The 18,698-nt window shown below is 56.6% G+C and carries 19 protein-coding genes; 11 read left to right on the forward strand and 8 right to left on the reverse strand.

The window, feature by feature from the left end:
- The coding region (locus ACOVRA_RS03390) for a hypothetical protein (protein WP_421719061.1) at positions 1 to 199 on the forward strand (199 nt) is incomplete at its 5' end.
- A 212-nt stretch (positions 200 to 411) separates the two neighbouring features.
- Positions 412 to 723 carry a GIY-YIG nuclease family protein gene (locus ACOVRA_RS03395; protein WP_421719062.1) on the forward strand — a complete coding sequence of 104 codons (312 nt, stop codon included), beginning with the start codon at positions 412 to 414 and terminating at the stop codon, positions 721 to 723.
- Positions 724 to 959: 236 nt separating this feature from the next.
- Here the strand turns inward: ACOVRA_RS03395 and ACOVRA_RS03400 are convergent, their stop codons facing one another.
- A complete protein-coding gene (locus ACOVRA_RS03400; protein WP_421719063.1) occupies positions 960 to 2,045 on the reverse strand; it encodes an aldo/keto reductase in 1,086 nt (361 codons plus the stop codon).
- A gap of 101 nt (positions 2,046 to 2,146) precedes the next feature.
- Here ACOVRA_RS03400 and ACOVRA_RS03405 point away from each other — a divergent pair, with 101 nt between their 5' ends.
- Positions 2,147 to 3,334 (forward strand): NAD(P)/FAD-dependent oxidoreductase, encoded by a 1,188-nt coding sequence (locus ACOVRA_RS03405; RefSeq protein ID WP_421719064.1) that lies wholly within the window; start codon positions 2,147 to 2,149, stop codon positions 3,332 to 3,334.
- Here ACOVRA_RS03405 and mprF read toward each other — a convergent pair.
- Both mprF and ACOVRA_RS03415 read right to left on the reverse strand, forming a co-directional pair.
- Complete coding sequence (mprF, locus tag ACOVRA_RS03410) at positions 3,331 to 6,051, reverse strand: bifunctional lysylphosphatidylglycerol flippase/synthetase MprF (RefSeq protein ID WP_421719065.1); 2,721 nt, start codon at positions 6,049 to 6,051, stop codon at positions 3,331 to 3,333. The two genes, ACOVRA_RS03405 and mprF, sit on opposite strands and share 4 nt — an antisense overlap.
- A 75-nt stretch (positions 6,052 to 6,126) precedes the next feature.
- Complete coding sequence (locus ACOVRA_RS03415; RefSeq protein WP_290808506.1) at positions 6,127 to 6,606, reverse strand: hypothetical protein; 480 nt, start codon at positions 6,604 to 6,606, stop codon at positions 6,127 to 6,129.
- Positions 6,607 to 7,141: 535 nt separating this feature from the next.
- On the opposite strand from ACOVRA_RS03415, the gene ACOVRA_RS03420 reads away from it, so the two are divergent.
- The 5 genes from ACOVRA_RS03420 (at position 7,142) to ACOVRA_RS03440 (ending at position 10,840) form a co-directional block, all read left to right on the forward strand.
- Positions 7,142 to 7,555: a PaaI family thioesterase gene (locus ACOVRA_RS03420; protein WP_421719066.1), complete on the forward strand. Its 414-nt coding sequence runs from the start codon at positions 7,142 to 7,144 to the stop codon at positions 7,553 to 7,555.
- Positions 7,552 to 7,935 (forward strand): DUF423 domain-containing protein, encoded by a 384-nt coding sequence (locus ACOVRA_RS03425; protein WP_421719067.1) that lies wholly within the window; start codon positions 7,552 to 7,554, stop codon positions 7,933 to 7,935. The genes ACOVRA_RS03420 and ACOVRA_RS03425 overlap by 4 nt, the downstream gene beginning before the upstream one ends.
- On the forward strand, positions 7,922 to 8,926 hold the full coding sequence (locus tag ACOVRA_RS03430; RefSeq protein ID WP_421719068.1) for an alpha/beta fold hydrolase: 1,005 nt from the start codon (positions 7,922 to 7,924) through the stop codon (positions 8,924 to 8,926). Before ACOVRA_RS03425 ends, ACOVRA_RS03430 begins: the two co-directional genes overlap by 14 nt.
- Before the next feature lie 72 nt (positions 8,927 to 8,998).
- Positions 8,999 to 9,991, forward strand: a complete 993-nt coding sequence (pip, locus tag ACOVRA_RS03435) for a prolyl aminopeptidase (protein ID WP_421719069.1) — start codon at positions 8,999 to 9,001, stop codon at positions 9,989 to 9,991.
- Between the two features lie 9 nt (positions 9,992 to 10,000).
- Complete coding sequence (locus ACOVRA_RS03440) at positions 10,001 to 10,840, forward strand: YgfZ/GcvT domain-containing protein (protein ID WP_421719070.1); 840 nt, start codon at positions 10,001 to 10,003, stop codon at positions 10,838 to 10,840.
- Here the strand turns inward: ACOVRA_RS03440 and ACOVRA_RS03445 are convergent.
- From ACOVRA_RS03445 to ACOVRA_RS03455, 3 genes are all read right to left on the reverse strand, one after another.
- Positions 10,837 to 11,763, reverse strand: a complete 927-nt coding sequence (locus ACOVRA_RS03445; protein WP_421719071.1) for an AEC family transporter — start codon at positions 11,761 to 11,763, stop codon at positions 10,837 to 10,839. The genes ACOVRA_RS03440 and ACOVRA_RS03445 overlap by 4 nt on opposite strands.
- A gap of 40 nt (positions 11,764 to 11,803) precedes the next feature.
- Entirely contained in the window at positions 11,804 to 12,604 is an 801-nt protein-coding gene (locus tag ACOVRA_RS03450; protein WP_421719072.1) for an enoyl-CoA hydratase/isomerase, read from the reverse strand.
- A gap of 121 nt (positions 12,605 to 12,725) precedes the next feature.
- Positions 12,726 to 13,346 (reverse strand): TetR/AcrR family transcriptional regulator, encoded by a 621-nt coding sequence (locus ACOVRA_RS03455; RefSeq protein WP_421719073.1) that lies wholly within the window; start codon positions 13,344 to 13,346, stop codon positions 12,726 to 12,728.
- 44 nt (positions 13,347 to 13,390) lie between these two features.
- Here ACOVRA_RS03455 and ACOVRA_RS03460 point away from each other — a divergent pair, with 44 nt between their 5' ends.
- The 3 genes from ACOVRA_RS03460 (at position 13,391) to ACOVRA_RS03470 (ending at position 16,564) form a co-directional block, all read left to right on the forward strand.
- A complete protein-coding gene (locus tag ACOVRA_RS03460; RefSeq protein WP_421719074.1) occupies positions 13,391 to 14,428 on the forward strand; it encodes an SDR family oxidoreductase in 1,038 nt (345 codons plus the stop codon).
- Positions 14,429 to 14,458: 30 nt separating this feature from the next.
- A complete protein-coding gene (locus ACOVRA_RS03465; protein ID WP_421719075.1) occupies positions 14,459 to 15,607 on the forward strand; it encodes an L-dopachrome tautomerase-related protein in 1,149 nt (382 codons plus the stop codon).
- A gap of 78 nt (positions 15,608 to 15,685) precedes the next feature.
- Positions 15,686 to 16,564, forward strand: a complete 879-nt coding sequence (locus ACOVRA_RS03470; protein WP_421719076.1) for an alpha/beta hydrolase — start codon at positions 15,686 to 15,688, stop codon at positions 16,562 to 16,564.
- A gap of 10 nt (positions 16,565 to 16,574) precedes the next feature.
- Here the strand turns inward: ACOVRA_RS03470 and ACOVRA_RS03475 are convergent, their stop codons facing one another.
- Both ACOVRA_RS03475 and glnA read right to left on the reverse strand, forming a co-directional pair.
- Positions 16,575 to 17,153, reverse strand: a complete 579-nt coding sequence (locus ACOVRA_RS03475; protein ID WP_421719077.1) for a hypothetical protein — start codon at positions 17,151 to 17,153, stop codon at positions 16,575 to 16,577.
- Between the two features lie 325 nt (positions 17,154 to 17,478).
- The coding region (glnA, locus tag ACOVRA_RS03480; RefSeq protein ID WP_421719078.1) for a type I glutamate--ammonia ligase at positions 17,479 to 18,698 on the reverse strand (1,220 nt) is incomplete at its 5' end.

Here is an 18,698-nt window from a genome sequence, read left to right on the forward strand (position 1 = left end):
CGGGCAAGGTCGCAACGCTATTGGTCGTCCCGAAATCGAGACCAAGGGTGGGTGTGTCGGCCATGGGGGCGGTGGGCTTAACGGTCTGGTTGGGTGTTGTCTAGGGGCCATTCACTTAACCCTGTCATCCCCGCCGAAGCGTGAGCGGACAGCGGGGACCCCATCGGACTTTGCGGCACAAGGTATGGGACTCGGCTAACGCCGTCCGGGATGACATCCCACTTAAAATGGGAGTTTGCGGTCGCTGTCATCCCCGCCGGAGCGTGAGCGTAGAGCGGGGACCTCCGTAAGTGTGTGGAACAAGGTCTGGGACTCGGCTGACGCCGTCGGCGAAAATATCAATTTTATAGGTCGACATTTGTGATTATACATTTAAGATAATTATCCAGATTTCCGGTTTGAGTTAGAAAGATGGATGCTTCTGAACCAGAGGACAGATTTTTCGTTTACCTCGTGACCAATCGTCCACGAGGTGTTTTCTATGTCGGGATTACAAGCGATCTCGTGAAGCGAGTTTGGCAGCATCGAACACATCAGCTCAAACGAAGTTTCACAGATCGATACAATCTAGAACGGTTGGTTTGGGTCGAACAATACCGCGATGTAAACGTCGCAATTCGGCGGGAAAAATTGATCAAGCGCTGGCGTCGAGAGTGGAAGATCGATCTGGTAGAAAAGAGCAATCCTGATTGGCGAGACTTGTGGGAAGAAATTTGTTTTTAAAATGATTGTCATCCCCGCCGAAGCGTGAGCGGACAGCGGGGACCTCTTAGGACTTTGCGGTACAAGGTCCCGGATCGGCTTCGCCGTCCGGGATGACACTGACTATTGGAACTTGCACAAACCAACCCTGTCATCCCCGCCGAAGCGTGAGCGGACAGCGGGGACCCCATCGGACTTTGCGGCACAAGGTATGGGACTCGGCTAACGCCGTCCGGGATGACATTCCAATTTCAATCCTACCCCATAGAACCCGCGCGGTCGCGGCCTTGGGTTTGGAACATCCAGCCGGGATATTCTGATGGCAAAGCTGAAACCTTGTCCAAAGTGGCGAGGTCATCGGCAGTCAGTTTCACGTCTATGGCCTTCAGATTGTCGGTCAATTGGTCTTCGGTCTTGGCCCCGATGATGACGCTCGTCACCCACGGGCGGTGCAAGAGCCAAGCAAGCGCAATTTGAGCGACGCTGACATTATGGGTGGCGGCAATCGGCTCCATCGCTTCGACGCAGTCAAACACGCGGCCTTTATTCACCGGTGGGAAGTCAAAGCTGGCGCGGCGGGCATTATTGGGTCCAGCTTGATCGCGCTTAAACTTACCCGACAACAGGCCACCAGCCAGCGGACTCCACGGTAGAATGGCGAGGCCCTCACTTTGCGCGAGTGGCACGACTTCGCGTTCAAGGTCGCGCGAGGCCAAGGTGTAATACATTTGCATGGATTCAAAGCGGGCAAAATTCTTGCGCTCGGCAATGCCATTGGCTTTGGCGGTCTCCCACGCAGCGCGGTTGCACAGGCCGATATAGCGCACCCGACCCGAACGCACGATGTCGTTCAGCGTATCCATCACCTCATCCAGCGAGGTCAAAGGATCATAGCCGTGGATTTGGTAGAGATCGACATGATCCATGTTCAAGCGCTTCAAGCTTGCGTCAATCGCGTCAAACAAATGCTTTCGCGACAGGCCCGAGATATTGCGGGCTGTTTGCCGGCGTGTGGCCTCGGCTTGGGCATGGGGGCTGGCGTCAGGCGGTACCAGATCTTGCACGCGACCATGGGCTTTGGTGGCAATCACAATCTCATCGCGCCGCAAGCCCTTGTCGCGAATGGCGTGACCCAACATCTGCTCAGACAGACCATTGGCATAGACATCGGCGGTATCAAAGAAATTCACGCCCGCATCAAAGGCTTGGCGCACAAGCGTGCTAGCTTGATCCTGATCTTGGCCGCCAATCACCGTCCAAAACCCATCGCCACCAAAGGTCATGGTGCCAAGGCAAAGTTCGGAAACGACAAGGCCTGTCCGGCCCAAGGTCTTATATTTCATCGCGTGCTCCCAGGATTGTTGTTGATTTGGTTGGCTTAAGGCTACACCTCCTGCTGCTTCCTTGGCTATCTCTAAATTGAACTTCGGCTTAAGTGCGCAGCATGAGTGACAGCTATGATGTAATCATCCTTGGGGCAGGGGCGGCGGGCTTAATGGCGGCCGCACGCGCGGGCCAACGTGGCCGCAAGGTTTTGCTGTTGGAGCATACCGATACGGCGGGGGCCAAAATCCTGATCTCGGGCGGTGGGCGGTGTAATTTCACCAATATGGAGATTAAGCCCGACCGCTTTATCTCCGCCAATCCCCATTTCGCCCGCTCGGCCCTTGCCCGCTATACCCAGCATGATTTCATCGACCTCGTGCAGGCCTATCATATTCCCTTCTATGAAAAGACTTTGGGGCAATTATTCTGCGAAGGGGCAGGGGCGGCGCGCCTTATCGTCGATATGTTGTTGTCCGAATGCACCAAGGGCGGGGTGACGATTGCGACCGATGTGCAGGTTCAAGACGTTGCGCGGGTGGGCGAGGCTTATGTCGTCACCACCCAAGTGGGTCGCGCCACAGCGCCCAGTCTTATCATCGCAACCGGTGGCCCCTCGATCCCCAAATTAGGGGCGACAGGCTTTGCCTATGACCTAGCCCGCCAGTTTGACGTGGCCTTGATTGAGCCAAAGCCCGCTTTGGTGCCTTTGGTATTTGGTATCAAGGACATTGAGCTGATGCGGCCTTTGGCGGGGGTATCGCTGGAAGGGGTGGCGGCCAAAGGCAAGACCGCCTTTCGCGAAGGTATGGTCTTCACCCATCGCGGTCTATCTGGCCCGGCTATTCTGCAGATTAGTTCCTATTGGAACAAGGGCGAGAGCATTTATCTCGACCTCTTGCCAGACGTCAAAGCCGATGCGTGGCTGATTGAGGCCAAAACGGCGCGCCCGCGCGCACAGGCTTCTACAATCTTGTCGGAACGTTTGCCCCAGCGTTTGGCCCATGCCATGGCGGAGAAGGCAGGGCTAGATCGGCCCATGGCCGACTTGAAAGATGCGCAACTCCGCAGCCTGTCTGAAACCCTGCACCACTGGGACCTGACGCCTGTCGGCGATGAAGGCTATGCCAAGGCCGAAGTCACCAAGGGCGGGATTGATACCGCTGCCCTCAATCAAAAAACCATGGAAGTCAAAGCCGTCCCCGGCCTCTATTTTATTGGCGAAGCGGTGGATGTCACAGGATGGCTCGGCGGCTATAATTTCCAATGGGCGTGGTCGAGTGGTGTGGCCGCAGGCGACGCAGTCTAGCCATTGCCCTTCAGCATAGCGCGCAGGCCGCCGCTGGTCAGAGCCGCCACATCAAGAAGCGCTGCGGGCAGCATCACGTCAGGCGGCGCGCACAAATAGAGCGGCTTCCAATTTGGATTGAACTTGTCCTTAAAGCGACGAAGACCGCGGAATCCATACACTTCTTCGCCTTCCTCAAACACAATCGCGCCAAGGCGGACGAGCATGGGTGCGCCTTTAAGATCCGACAGGCCCGAAAGCGGGGCCATCGCCAAATCAAAACGGCGATAATTTTGTTCTTTGGCCCATAGCGCGATTTCAACGAACAAATAATCCATCACCCCATGGGGTGCACTGGGGGCATGGCGCATCAGATCAATGGCAATCTCTTCGCCGTCGTGGGTGGTCCAAAGACTCGCGAAAGCGATCATCGCGCCTGTTTTGTCACGCACATAAGCGGTCGGGAAACGGCTTAGATAGGTGCGATCAAAGGTGCCCAGCGAGAAGGTCTTTTCCCCGCCATGATGGGCACGGAGCCAAGCCCACGAGATCGGCTCCATCTCGTCGAGTAGGCTCGCAGTCTCTGTTGCTGGACTGAAGAAGAAGCTGACCTCTTCACGCGCCATTCTGTTACGCGACGTGCGCAGATTTTGCGCGTCCTTGCCGGTCAAGGTGAAGGTCTCAAGGTCGACGATGGCGGTCTCACCAATCTTGCGGACAACATAGCCGCTCTCAGCAAAATCGGGCACCAGTTCGCGCGATACGGCGTAATAAATCGGCCGCGCCCCGGCTTGGGCTGCTTCATCGCGTACTTGACGAAGTAGGGCTTGCCGCTCGCTCGCAAGGCCCACGGGGTCGCCATAAATGATCCAGCGGTTGCCGCGTGCGCGATACATTACAAAGCTTTCGCCGCTCTCAGAGAATTGGAAGAGCTTGTCACCCAGAAAGGCGAGATTGGCATCGGCGCGCGGATTTTCAGCCCGCTCTAAAATGGCTTGTGCGCGGGCGATGTCTGCAGGGTCCGACACACGGCGCAGGCTGGCCCGCCACGGTGTGAATAGGGCCCATACGGCGATGAACAGGGTCATGACACAAGCAGCGGTTAAGGCACGCAGGCTGCGCGCGGCATCATTGTCGCGCACAAAGTCCCACCAAAGCTCGGCGCGGAATTCCACATTCTGATAGGCAAACAGGCTGAGCCAGCCAACTGCCGCGACTGCGCCCGCAAGGGCTGCAATCCACGCGGGCGACAAGAGATTGGGGCCGAGTGCCGATTTGCGCGTGAAAGCGGCACCACAGGGCAGGGCCAGCGCCAATACCACCGCCAAAATGCTTGCCTCTTCCCAATCCAGGCCCTTGGCCAAAGAAAAGATGATGCCGCCGCTGAGAAGAATAATCGCCCCGCCCCAAGCGGCTGCCACTTTGCGCCACAGGCCCGCTGCAATCAGAAGCAGAAGGACGCCGACAATGGAGGCGGCAAAGTGCGACAGGTCAGAAATCGCGCGCAAATCCCATGCATCAATGGCTTGCATACGGGCCGATAGCGCCGGGGTTGCGACCGAGCTTAGCAAGACAAGCCCTGCCATAAACACCAAAGTCGCCAAGATACGTGGTGAAAGCTCTAAGGTGGCTTCACCCAAAGTCATGCCCAAGCGGGCGCTGATGCGGGCGCCGAGACTATTGCCCATAGTCCGCGCTGCTTTGGCGGCCGGGCGTGTGGCGGGCGCTGCGTGATCTAGGCCTAAAATGATGGTGCCGATAACCAGCGGGATGAAGGTGTAGATCAGGCGGTAGACTACCAGCGCCACAGCAGCGCCCGGCGTATCTTGAGTCACCGGTGCCAAGGTCAGAATGGCGGCTTCAAAGACACCAAAGCCGCCTGGCGCGCCCGACAACGCCCCCAACAAGCCTGCCAAAACATAGACAGCCAGAAAGGCCGGATAGGACCACCCGCCATGGTCTGGCAGCAGGAAATAAAGCACGCCTGCTGCACACATCCATTCCAGCACCGTGATGGCCAATTGCGTCAGGGCTTTGCCAAAGTCAGGCCGGTGGATGACCGCCTCACCAATGCGGGCTTGGCCCGCCCCAAAGCGCGCATAAACCAACCACAGAATGCCCGGAACCAACAGAAGGAGGCCTAGGCCATACCAAACCAAGGCGTGGAACGGTCCGTGCAACGCGATTTCCGGAGCGGCATACAAAAGGCCAAGGGCAGCAGCGGTCAGGCCGCCCATTTGAACGGCAGAGCCTGTCAGAAAGGATAAGGTCCCGATTTCGCCCGGCAACAGGCCCCATTTGCGGTATAGGCGCAGGCGCGCGGTACCCGCCGTCACCCACGAATAGCCAAGGCTATTGGCCAAAGCATAAGCCGCAATGCTGGCGCGCGCGGTACGGGCGCGCGGCAAGCTTTTGCCCAACATGGTCAAGGCAAAGCGGTCGTTGAAAGTTAAAGCGGCATAAGCCAATCCGACACAAGCAATTGCGCCGAATAGGCTCCACGGATTAACCGCTTCAAACGCTACCTTGAGGTCCTTCAGACTGTGGCGCGTCATCTCATCATTGATGAAAACCAGTGCCACAATGAAGACAGCAAGGCTAATAGCCGCGGTCAGGATCGGATGGGTCAGGCTGCCCCTGGCACGCCCCCACACAGCACCCAGCATGGTCCGCCACGCGGCGGTGCGGGCTTCTTCTTCCTCAAATTGCTCGATGGTGTCTTGGTCTGGTTCGGTCACAGGCCATCATGTTGCCTGCTTTATGCTGGCAAAACAATCAGGCAACTGTGTCCGTAAGGTTTCCGCCGGTAAGGCTTAGGCCGCGATATCGCGGACCTTGGCCCGGAACAGATCGCGGGCAAGGCCTTTGCCAAAGATCGCCAAAGCTTGGCCACCGGCAAAATCACGTACACCAGCCACACGGGCAAAGCCTGCAAAGGTCTGGAAAATGTCCTGCAAAACCTCGGGTGCGTGGGTGACAATGACCGCATCATAGCTGGCCAATTGGTCTTTCGACAAAGCCATGGTCACGCCATCGGGTGCCCAAAGAATGCGAACAGACTCCTCACAGCGTGTTGCTTCATGGCTCAACTCAAAATGCACGCCGGGGAATTGGCGGGCTAAAAGGGCGACATGGGCACCGGCATCAGCCGCCATCACTTCGATCACATGGGCGCAAGACAGGTCTAACGTCGAATGGACACGCTGCAGCAAGGCCCAAGAGGCGCGTTGCGCGCGCCGTTGTGCCATTTGGCTTTCAGATTCAATTAATTGTTTTTCTTCAGCACGCGCCACAAGCGTCTCCTAATTTCTATGCTCAGTGTGAATCGCGTTGGTAAACGAGACGTTAGGACGCAGAAAAATTACAGCATCAGGTGTTTTTTATTTGTGGAGCGATTGCAGTCTCGGTTCAGATGCCCGCCCCAACCCTGTCATCCCCGCCGGAGCGAAGTAGAGAGTGGAGCGAGCGCATTTGAGTCAAGTTGGGGGACTGAAGGGATAAGCTTCGTTTCATCTGGAAGGCTTTGGTGCAGGCTCTGCCTTCACCAAAGGCCAACGTCGATTGTTTGTGGGCGATTTGACGAGTCAAGTCCGCTACGCGCCGCTTTGCGGCAGATTTCCGGAGGAAATCTGGACTTGACGCGACAAACCGCCCAATCACGCTAGAGGAAGCGGTTTGGTGGACCAAAGGGATCACCAAAGCGCGTCTAGGTCGAAATATTCTACCAATCACAGCGAGGATTTAAGCCCCTCGCCCAACTTGAGGGGAAGGCAATTTGACTGGGCGAAGTGGCTGGACCTGATTGGGGTGAGCCTTTAGCGTGAAGCCATGACCCCTGACGAGATCAATCAATTCTTGGCCCAAGCATTCAGCGGCGGCACGCCACCCTTGGTCGAAGCAGCAGATGGCCAGACCGCGCGCTGTCGTATCACTTATAATCCCAACCAGATCCGGCCGGGTGGTACACTCTCTGGCCCGACGATGATGGCGCTGGCCGATACGGCGGCTTATGCCTTGGTGCTGTCGGCCATTGGGTTTGAGCCGCTTGCCGTGACGACCAATCTGTCGATCCAATTCATGCGCAAGCCCAAGCCCAAGGATTTGATCGCTGATGTCCGTATGATGAAGCTGGGCAAGACCATGGCAGTGATGGAAGCAGGCATAAGGTCAGATGGCGAAACGGATATGGTCGCACACGCTGTGATCACCTATGCCATTCCCCCAAAGAAGGGCACGCCATGAAGCAACAACATCTATTGGGTCTGATCTGCCTGTCGGGCTTTGTTGCGGTGGCGATCGGCGCTTTTGGTGCCCATGGCATCACCAGTCCACAGGCCAAAGCTTGGGTAGAGACGGGGTCTAGTCAGCACATGGCCCATAGTTTGGCGCTGTTTGCCTGTGTTTGGCTGCAAACCCAAGGCTTTAACAAAGCGCGTTTTGCAGTGCCGCTGTTTGGCCTTGGCATCTTGTTGTTTGCGGGTTCGCTTTACGCCCTTGCGCTGGGGGCACCACGGGCTGTAGCGATGGCGGCCCCCCTCGGTGGTCTCTGCTTCTTAAGTGGATGGCTCTGCCTTGCTTGGGCGTGTTTCAGCCGAAAGGATAAGTTCGATGCGCCAAATTGATTGGGCCCAGTTTGGATTGTCGGCCCCACAAATGCTGCCCGTCAATGGCATAGACATGGCCGTCTGGGATACAAATACCCCTTCAGAGATGCCGCCTGTCGTTTTGTGTCATGGCTATCCAGAGCTGGCTTTTTCGTGGCGGCATCAGTTGGTTGGCCTACCCAAGGCGGGTATTCGCGCCATTGCCCCAGATTTGCGCGGCTATGGCCTAACCTCGGCCCCTGACGCCATTGAGGCCTATGATCTCGATACGCTGACAGGGGACCTTGCGGCCCTGCTTGACGCCAAAGGGATTGAGAAGGCGGTTTTTTGTGGTCACGATTGGGGTGGGCTGATTGTGTGGGCGATGGCGACACGCAGGCCAGACCGGGTTGCGGGTGTGATTGGCGTCAATACGCCCTATACCAAACGGCCGCCGATAGACCCCATCGCGCTGTATGAACAGCGCTTTGGGCCGGATCATTACATCATCTTTTTCCAAAAGCCCGGCGCGATGGAGGCGATTCTGGAAGAGGATGTGGACAAGACCTTCCGCTTCTATATGCGCCGTTCGTCGGTCACACCGTTAGAGTTTGACGCCCGGCCAGAAGGCAAGCGCAATCATGCCTTTCAACTGGCCTTGCAGAACTTTGACAAAAGCAAAGCGACCCATCCCTTGCTGACCGACGCTGAGCATCAGGTCTATGTCGATACTTTCACGCGCACGGGCTTTCGCGGCGGCATCAATTGGTATCGCAACTTCACGCGCAACTGGCTCGATAGCGCCGATATTCCAGACCTTGTTGTCCAGCCCAGCCTGATGATCATGGCCGAGAACGACGTGGTTCTTCCGCCTTCGGCCGCCGATGGGATGGAAAAATATGTGCCAGACCTAGACCGCGTGCTCATCAAGGGCTGTGGCCATTGGACCCAGCAGGAAAAGCCCGAAGAGACCAATTCAGCCATTGCCGAATGGATGCACAAGCGCTTTGGCGGCCTGCGCACCTCTTGAACGGCGCACTGTTACCCACCTTGAACGCCTGTACGACCCGCTCTAAGTCGTGTTCGTACCCGAAGGAAATTTATGCCCGATTCTGCTTCCATCCGCCGCGCGCTTTATCCCCAGATTGAGCCTTTTCAGACTGGACGGCTGGCCGTCAGTGATCTGCATACGATGTATTTTGAACAAGCGGGCACCTCCGACGGTATACCTGTTATTTGCCTGCATGGAGGCCCCGGCGGCGGCATGAGCCCAGACATGCGGCGCTTCTTTCATCCCAAGAAATGGCACATTATCGGCTTTGACCAGCGCGGCTGTGGCAATTCCACCCCCCACGCCGAGACAAACGAGAATACGACGTGGGACTTGGTTGCGGATATCGAAAAGCTGCGCGAGCATTTGGGGATTGAGGCTTGGGCAGTCTTTGGCGGTTCGTGGGGCTCCACCTTGGCTTTAGCCTATGCGATCAAGCATCCAGACCGCGTTTTGAGCCTGACCTTGCGCGGCATCTTCTTGATCAGCCAAGCCGAGATTGCGTGGTTCTATCAATATGGCGCCAGCAACATCTTCCCAGACGCGTTTGACCACTATGTCAGCGTGATCCCAGAGGAAGAGCGCGGCGATATTGTTGGTGCTTTCCACAAGCGCCTGTTTAGTGACGACCGCGATACCCGTATTTTGGCCGCTCGCGCCTGGGCGCGCTGGGAAGGAGATTGCTTGTCGATGAAAGGCCCTGATGCCCGACCCGGCCGCTTCGAAGAAGACCGCTTTGTCGAAGCTTTTGCCCGGATCGAGAACCATTATTTCGTCAATAAGGGGTTCTTTGAGACCGATAGCTGGCTGTTGGACCATGCCGCCGTGCTTAAAGCCATTCCGATCCAGATCGCACATGGCCGCTATGACGTCTTGACGCCTCTCTCCTCGGCTTGGGCGCTGAAGAAGGCTCTGCCCCACGCCCAATTGGAAATCATTGGCGATGCGGGCCATGCGAGCCTAGAGCCTGGCATTGTCGATGCCTTGGTGCGCTTTACCGATGAATTGGCGACAGGGTTTGAACAAAGGCGCAATCAGTCCTAAGTGTAGGGCATGGCTGATATTGTTTCCTTCCCCAAGCGCGGTTTGGTCTGCGTTTCCGGCCCAAATGCCGCCACCTTGTTAGACGGGCTGTTGACCCACAATGTGGAAGGGGCGGGGCCAGAGGCCTGCGTCTATACGGCCATGCTAACGCCGCAAGGCAAGTTCTTGTTTGAGCTATTCATTACGGCACCTGAGGCGGGCACTTATTGGATCGATGTGTCTGAGCCCGCAAGCTTTGCTAAGCGCTTGAGCCTATATCGGCTGCGCTCAAAAGTGACCATTGAAGACAAGAGCGAGGCCTTTGTGGTGGGCGCAGCGTGGCAAGCAAGCGCTTTGCCTTCAAGTGCCATGTCCTATCCAGACCCCCGCAATGCACAGCTGCCACATCGCTTCATCGCCCCGCGCACGGACTTGGCCTTGGGGGATGATGCCTTAGCGTTTCAAACCTATGAGCAAGAACGATTGGGTCTTGGCGTGCCAGACCTTGGCGCAGACCTATTGGTCGAAAAGGACTTCATCCTCGAAGGCCTGATGGATGAAATGGGTGGGGTGGATTTCCATAAGGGCTGCTATGTCGGCCAGGAAATGACCAGCCGCATGAAACGGCGCACGACGGTCAAGACCAAGCTGTGTCGGGTACGTTTTGGCGGGGCTGCACCTGAATTTGAGACCCCGATCTTGGCTGATGGCTGGGAAGTCGGCCGGATGCGCAGTGGCAGCCAAGGTCTGGGCCTTGCGCTTATCCGCTTTGATCGGGTGCAGAAGGCGACCGCTGAAGGTCATGAGTTGCGGGCAGGGGATCAAGCGGTCCAGCTAGACCCGCCTGATTGGATGGTTGTACCGGCCTAAACGGCTAAACTGGCCGCCAAGCTCAGCGTGACGATTGAGACGCACGTTGTCAGAAACACCGCACGCGCCGCCGTATCGCCCCAGACTTCTGCTTGCTGAGCCTGAATAAACACATTCACCGCACTGGGGCAGGCTGCAAGAATGGTTGCGGCGAGGGCTAGCTCTCGCGGGGCACCAATCAGCGTCATGCCTGTGGCCATCATCAAAGGAAGCGCGATACATTTAATCGCGACCACAAGGGCTATATCGCGCCCAGATTGGCTCTGTGCCTTCGTAACGCTGGTCGCCATCACAATGCCAAGGGCGACAAGGCCCGCAGGGCTGGCAGCAGCCCCCAGCATGTCGAGGGGCCGCATCAAAGCTGGAGGGATAAGCACGCCTGTTACCGCAATCAGAAAGCCGATGAGGGCGCCCATGCTGACCGGATTGGTGAGGCCCCCCAAAATGGCACGCCGCGCCGCAGCTGGGTCTGGTGCGGGCTTTGCCAGATAAAGCCCTGCCACGCCAAGGCCGACAATCAGGATGTTCTCTAACGCGACAAAGGCCGCAGCCATGGCCAGCACCTCTGGCCCGAACAGGCTGGCGAGGATGGCCGTGCCCAAAAAGGCTGTATTGCCGCTGGAAGCCGCAAAGCCCACCCCCGCTTGGCTGACTTTCGAGAGACCGAGGCCAAGACCAGCAAGCCGGGCCAGCACATGGCCTGCCATCAAAACCGCCACCCACATCAGAAGGGTGGAGCCCTCCGCCAAGCTGGGTACCGGGGCCTTGGCCATGGACGTCAGAAGCAGGGCAGGGAAGGCAAGCCAGAACACAAAGCGCGACAGGCCTGACGCGGTGGTGCCATCAAACAGGCCAGCCTTTGCCCCCGCCCAGCCAAGGGCGATCAAGCCAAAAATTGGCAAGGTGATCCATAAAACGTCCACGCGCGGTCCTCTAATGTCTTAGCCCGCTGCGGGCGAAGCCCTATCGGCCGGTGAATTGCGCCACTTGCTTGGACAAGAAGGCCATTACGCCAATGCGGAAATCCTTGGTGCGGCCTGCATCGCGTTGCAAATCCCGTTCGAGCGCCAATTGGGAATTCCAGTCATTGTCCAAGCTTGCCCAAGCCGCTTTGCGGATCATCGACAGTGTCTTGGTTGGGCCGCTGGCGAGGCTGTGGGCGAGGGCCTTGGCTTCGTCGAGCAGGGTGTCTTGAGACGTAACACGGTTGATGAGGCCCCACTCAAGGGCTTGGGGAGCGTGGATTTTCTCGCCCAACAGCATCATTTCCATGGCGCGGGCGCGGCCCACAGCGCGCGCCAACATATAGGTAGAGCCGCCATCGGGCACGAGGCCAATGCGGCGGAAAGCCTGCAAGAAATAGGCATTCTCTGAGGCCAAAATAATGTCGCCCAACAGCGCGAACGAACAGCCAATGCCAGCTGCAGCGCCATTGACGGCGGTCACCACAGGAACAGGCAAGTCGCGGATCGTGGTCACCAGGGGGTTGTAAATGCTTTCCAGTGCCGCGCCGGCATCCATTTGCTCAGGGTCTTGCGCGCCATTCATATTGGAGGCGGTGGAGCCCAGATTGGCCCCCGAACAGAAACCTCTACCCGTCCCAGTCAAAACAACCGCGCGGGCTTCCCCGGCAGCGCGTTCAAAGGCGCGCGTCATGTCTTGGGCCATATCAAGGCCACAGGCATTCATGGTGGCGGGGTCGTTGAGTGTCAGAATGGCGACATCGCCATCGCGTTCATAGAGGACTTTTGTACCGTCAGACATGGTCATCTCCCAAAGCTTGAGCTGTTCTAGGGCAGCTTTTCATCAAGACCCTAGTCTGGATTTGGGGCAGAGGGAAGGTGCTCGCCTTAGGGCAACCCATGTAAAAGTTTCGTGGGTGGATTTATGGCCTTTGGGCGACAAAAGCCGAGACAAGCGCCTGAATATCTTCCGCCAATTGCTCGGCACTGATCGCTTCGCCCGCAACGCCATTGGCAGCCGCAAACAAAATGCGGGCGGTTTGCTGCGCGGCATTGGGCGCCTGGCCTTCACGTGCCAAGGCTTCGGCGAGGCGATCTTGAATATCGCGGTCAATCGTGGCGAAGAAGGTGGCCGCATGGGCATCCTTGGCATGAAACAAATCTGCTGCATGGGCCGAGCGGCGCACCAAATGATAAACAATGCTGTGCTTGGCAATGAGCGCACCAGCTAGCCGATCGACTAAGGCCCCTTCCAGTGTAAGGGCTGCGTCTGCGGCTTGTTTCAAGCGGTCCGCTAGATGTTCGGCAACGGCAGTAAAGACCGCCTCTTTGTCGCGAAAATAGCCGTAAATGGTCACTTTCGACATGCCGGCGGCATCGGCGATGGCCTCCATCGAGGTGCCACGAAAGCCGTGGCTGGCAAAAACGGCCTCGGCAGCTTGAACTACTTTTAAGCGCCGTGCTGCCCGAACCGGGCTGATTGTATCGGTTGCCAGGTCTTTGGCTTCCGGCGCTTGCAAAACTGAACGATTTATCATATTCATGTTCATATCGTAATTTTATTGGCCTGCCAAGAGGAGTCAACCAAATGTCGGAACAGGTCTTAGTCAGTGGCGCAAATGGATTTATCGCCAGCCACAGCATTGCTCAGCTTTTAGAACAGGGCAAGCGTGTGATTGGTACGGTGCGCAATCCAAATGATGCGACGCGAACTGCGCATTTACGCGCCCTGCTGGGTGCGGAAGCGGGGCTGACCTTGGTGGCAGCCGATCTAACGGCAGCCGATCCATTCTCGGCCTATATTGATGTCGACGCTGTGCTTCACATGGCCAGCCCCTATGTCTTGACGGTCCAAGACGCCCAGAAGGATTTGGTGGACCCTGCCGTGCAAGGCACTGTGTCCATGTTGCGGGCGGCTGCAAAATCGCCACGGGTGAAAAAAGTCGTACTAACCTCCTCTATGGCCGCTATCACCGATGAACCCGATGGCCGCGTTTTGACTGAGGCCGATTGGAACGATAAATCGACGCTGACCCGCAATGCCTATTATTATTCCAAAACAATGGCCGAGCGCGCGGCTTGGGACTTTATGGAACGCGAAAAGCCCGGCTTTGAGCTAATAGTCATCAATCCCTTCATGGTGATTGGTCCAGCGCTATCGTCAGAGGTCAACACTTCTAATCAGATTTTGGTCGACGTCGCTGCGGGCGTTTATCCGGCAATTTTAGCGCTGGAGTGGGGGTTTGTGGACGTTCGTGATGTGGCCGACGCCCATGTACGGGCCCTTTCTGCCTCAGGGGCTAAGGGCCGCTATATTTGTGCTGCTGGCAATCGAAACATGGCGCAAGTGGTGCAGCTGATCCGCAAGGCCGGCGCGGCCAGCGCCAAATTGCCCAGCCTCAATCTCGCCCATGCTCTGGGGACCGGCTTGATGACGTTGGCCTCCTACGCCCAGCCTGCAGGTGTCGGGTCTTATTTGCGCACCCATTTGGGCCGCGTGCCGCGCTTTAGCAATTCGAAAATCCAAGCAGATCTGGGCCTGAAATTCCGCGACGTCGATCAAACCATCATCGACACCGTCCAAGACCTGATCCGGCTGGGGCACATGCCTGCCGCTAACGGCTGAGGTGATTTGGTAAAGCGCGAGGAGGCGAAAATGGTAAGAAGACTTTTATGGATTGTGGCCATTTTTCTGGCGCTGCTCGCGGGTTTTGTGGCTTGGTTCTATCTGACCTATGGCGGCACGGGCCAGCGCTTTCCAAAGCTCGCCGACGCAAAACCAGTGCAGCAAGCCGAACTGATCGCGACTTTGCCTGAACCTCCGGGCAATATTGCCGTATCGAAAGAAGGCCGGATATTCTTCACCTATCACGCCGAAAGCCATCCCAACATTAAGGTCCTTGAATGGGTGAATGGTAGACCCGTGCCCTATCCAAGCCTTGAGATGCAAACACCCAATCCGGATAAGCCTTCCTATGGGGCAGTGTTTAATCTCCGGATTGATTCCAAAAATCGCTTGTGGAGCATTGATCACGGCCAGCATGGCCTTTTTGGTGCGCGGCTCGTCGCGGTCGATCTGGCTACCAATAAGCCGATAAAACAAATCAAATTGCCTAAGTCAGTTGCGGGCGTGGGCTCCTATTTGCAAGACATGCAGATTGATCCAAAGGCCAATCTGATCTTCATCGCCGATATTGGCGTGTTTAGCGGCCATCCAGGCCTGATCATTGTGGACGCAGAAACGGGTAAGGCGCGCCGCGTGTTGGACCGTCATCCAGCCATTATGGCAGAGCCCTATGCCGTCTATGCGCAAGGCCGCCGCATGCAGCCTTTGGGCAATAGCCTTTATTGGTTCCACCCAGCCTTTGACCCCATCGCGCTCGACCGTGCGGGGGAGTGGCTCTATATTGGAGCCATGTCGGGCAAAACTTTGTCGCGCGTGAAAGTCGCAGACTTGATGAACGGCGATTTGTCTGAAGCCGAATTGGCCAAGCGGGTAGAATTTTATGCCAATCGCCCACAGGCCGATGGCCTGACGATTGACCGGGAAAACAATATTTATCTAACCGGCATTGAGGATGGGATCATTTGGAAGCTTGACGCCAATAAGCACCTGTCAGCTTTGGCCGGGCACCCAAAAATGCGCTGGCCTGATGGCCTAAGCTTTGGGCCAGACAATTTTGTCTATGTGGCCGATAGCGATATTCCTGACGTGATGATGAAGTCTAAAGATCATATCGCAAAGTCTGGCCCCTTTTATCTGTTCCGCTTTAAAGCAGATGGGACCGCACCTGCCGGTCAGTGACGGCACGTTTTTGCCTTGACCCATGCAGGCGGAAAGCTAGAACGGCGTCAACCCGCATGTGAGCGGATGCAAGGACCGATGATGATCCAGCGCATGGTTTTCTCCGTCGGCGGCGACTCAGTGGTGGGCGATCTACATCTGCCAGACGAAGGTGCGACTGGTTCAGCGGTGGTGGTTGCTGGCCCCATGACCAGTGTAAAGGAGCAGGTGACAGGCGTTTACGCGGCTGCCTTAGCGGCACGCGGCATCGCTGCCCTTGCGATTGATCATCGCACTTATGGGCAGAGCGGGGGAGCCCCTCAGAATTACGAGAATTGGCGTTGGAAGGTTGAAGACCTAGCCGCGGCCTTGGACGCATTGGCAGTTGATGTGCCAGGCATTGATCCGAACCGACTAGGCGCAGCGGCGATTTGCCTTGGCTGTGGCTATGCCGCGACCTTAGCAGCGGGCGACGCACGTATCCGCAGCCTTGGCCTTGTTGCTGGCTATTATCGCGACCCGAAAGCTATGCGGGCGAATGATCCTGAAGGTTTTGGTGCACGGGTCGCACAAGGCAGACAGGCGCGGTCGCATTACGAAAGCACCGGTGAAGTTCTAACCATACCAGCCGCAGCGCTGGAGGGCGATGCGGCCATGCAAACAGCCGATACGGTCGATTACTATACCCGGCGGGCTGCTGTTCCCAATTATCGCAATGCCTTTGCCATCATGTCACGCGAGTATTTCTTGCCGTTTGATGTGCAAATAGCAGCACCGCGTATCCAAGTGCCGGTTCATATGGTTCATTCGGATATGGCGCTTTCCCCCAATTGGGCACAGGCGTTCTACGATGCCCTGCCGGGGCCAAAAAGCTTGGAATGGCTAATCTCGCGCGGACAAACCGATTTTTATGATGATGCGGACTTGATTTCGGCCAGTGCCGATCAATTGACCCATCATTTTAAAGCAACGCTCTAGTCGAGCCAGCTCAATTGCTCGCCAGTTTACGCATTTGACGGGCTTCGCAACGACGCAGCTGGCCGTCATAAATGGCGGCTTGGCTACTGACCCGGCTGGCCACTTCGCCCAGCCACGGCTTGGAGACATAGGTCCGCCGCTGAAAGCCAGCAGGGCCTTCGTGATAGGCCAGATAGAGATTGCGGGCATCTGACTTGGCAAGGCCTGTGCGCTTTGAGATTTGGTCTAAGTACCAGCCAATGAAGTCAGCTGAATCGCCAAAATTCTTACGCTTGGCCCCGCCGCGCGCTTTCTCATAATCAGCCCACGTTCCGTCCAAGGCTTGCGAATAGCCATAAGCGCTAGAGAGCAAGCGGCCATTGCGGTCTTTAGGGCGCGCATCTCGGCGGAAGCTGCTTTCTTGGCGAATAAAGGCGAGGATCACGCCAGGCGAAACTTGCCAGTCGCGTGCCGCATCAAACACATGGTCTTCCCAGCGGCTCTTTTCGTCGAGGATGGCGCACGCATCGGCAATATTGGAAGGCGGCGCAGAAGAGGCACAGCCCGCCAAGACCAAGGCGGCACAGGCCAATAGAATGCGGTTTTTCATTCTAATCCCTCCCGAAAGCCCTAAGGCTACCGCGAGTAGAATGGCAGAAACTGGTTACAAAACCGAAAATGGATCGCGGTACAAAAAAGAAGCGAAGATCAGCGGTTACAAACAAGGCTGATCTTCACTTCAGAAGGCGGTCCAACCGTTATCCCAAGCGCGGGATAACGCTATCAACACTCAAACGGATTATGATTAAAATTGAATAAACATGGGTAACCATGCATTAAAGTGGGTTTTTGGTCTGCGGGGATCAAAGTTGCGCGTTTCCTCAAAACAAAAAAGCCCGGCAGAGCCGGGCTTTTCGCTTAAGCTGAGGAACAGCTTACATCTTGTAATACATGTCGAACTCGACAGGGTGTGGGTGCATGTTCAAACGCTCACACTCTTCACGCTTCAGTTCGATATAGGCGTCGATCATGTCGTCATCGAACACGCCGCCCTTTTTCAAGAAGTCGCGGTCGGCGCTCAAGGAGTCGAGGGCTTCGTCCAAGGACTTGGCCACGGTTGGCACGCCTTCCAACTCTTCTGGTGGCAAGGAGTAGAGGTCCTTGTCGAATGGGTCGCCTGGGTGGATCTTGTTTTCGATCCCATCCAGACCCGCCATCAAGAGGGCCGCAAAGGTCAGATACATGTTGCCAATTGGGTCTGGGAAGCGGGCTTCCAAGCGCTTGGCTTTTGGCGAAGTGGTGTAAGGAATGCGGATCGAAGCCGAGCGGTTGCGGGCCGAATAGGCCAGCATGACGGGGGCTTCATAGCCGGGGACCAGACGCTTGTAGGAATTGGTCGAGGAGTTTGAGAAGGCGTTGATCGCACGGGCGTGCTTAATGATGCCGCCAATGTAATACAGGCAATTCTCAGACAGATCGGCATATTGGTCGCCAGCGAACAAAGGCTTGCCGCCTTTCCAGATCGACTGGTGCACGTGCATCCCGCTGCCATTGTCCTTGAAATAAGGCTTCGGCATAAAGGTCGCCGACTTGCCATAGGCAGCCGCAACGTTCTGGATCACATACTTATAGAGGTTCATGTAGTCGGCCATTTTGGTCAAAGTTTGGAACTTCAAACCAAGCTCGTGTTGAGCAGGGGCCACTTCGTGGTGATGTTTTTCAGGCTCAAGACCCAATTCTTTCATCACTTGCAGCATTTCGCCGCGCAGGTCTTGGGCGGAGTCGATTGGACCGACGGGGAAATAGCCGCCCTTTGGACCTGGGCGATGGCCCATATTGCCGCCTTCATAGACCTTGCCGGTGTTGTAAGGCAGTTCGGTCGAGTCGAAGCTATAGCCGGTGTTGTTGGGGTCAGTGTTCCAGCGCACGTCGTCAAAGACAAAGAATTCAGCTTCTGGGCCGAAATAGGCGGTGTCGCCAACGCCGCTCGACTGCAAATAGGATTCAGCGCGCTTGCCGATGCCGCGAGGACAACGGTTGTAAGGCTTCAAAGTACCAGGGACGACCACGTCGCAGACGATGGCGAGCGTGGTTTGCTGATAGAAGGGGTCCAAGGTCACGCTGTCTGGATCTGGCAACATGATCATGTCGGAAT

It is taken from the genome of Aquidulcibacter sp. (assembly GCF_049239865.1).
GTDB lineage: Bacteria > Pseudomonadota > Alphaproteobacteria > Caulobacterales > Aquidulcibacteraceae > Aquidulcibacter.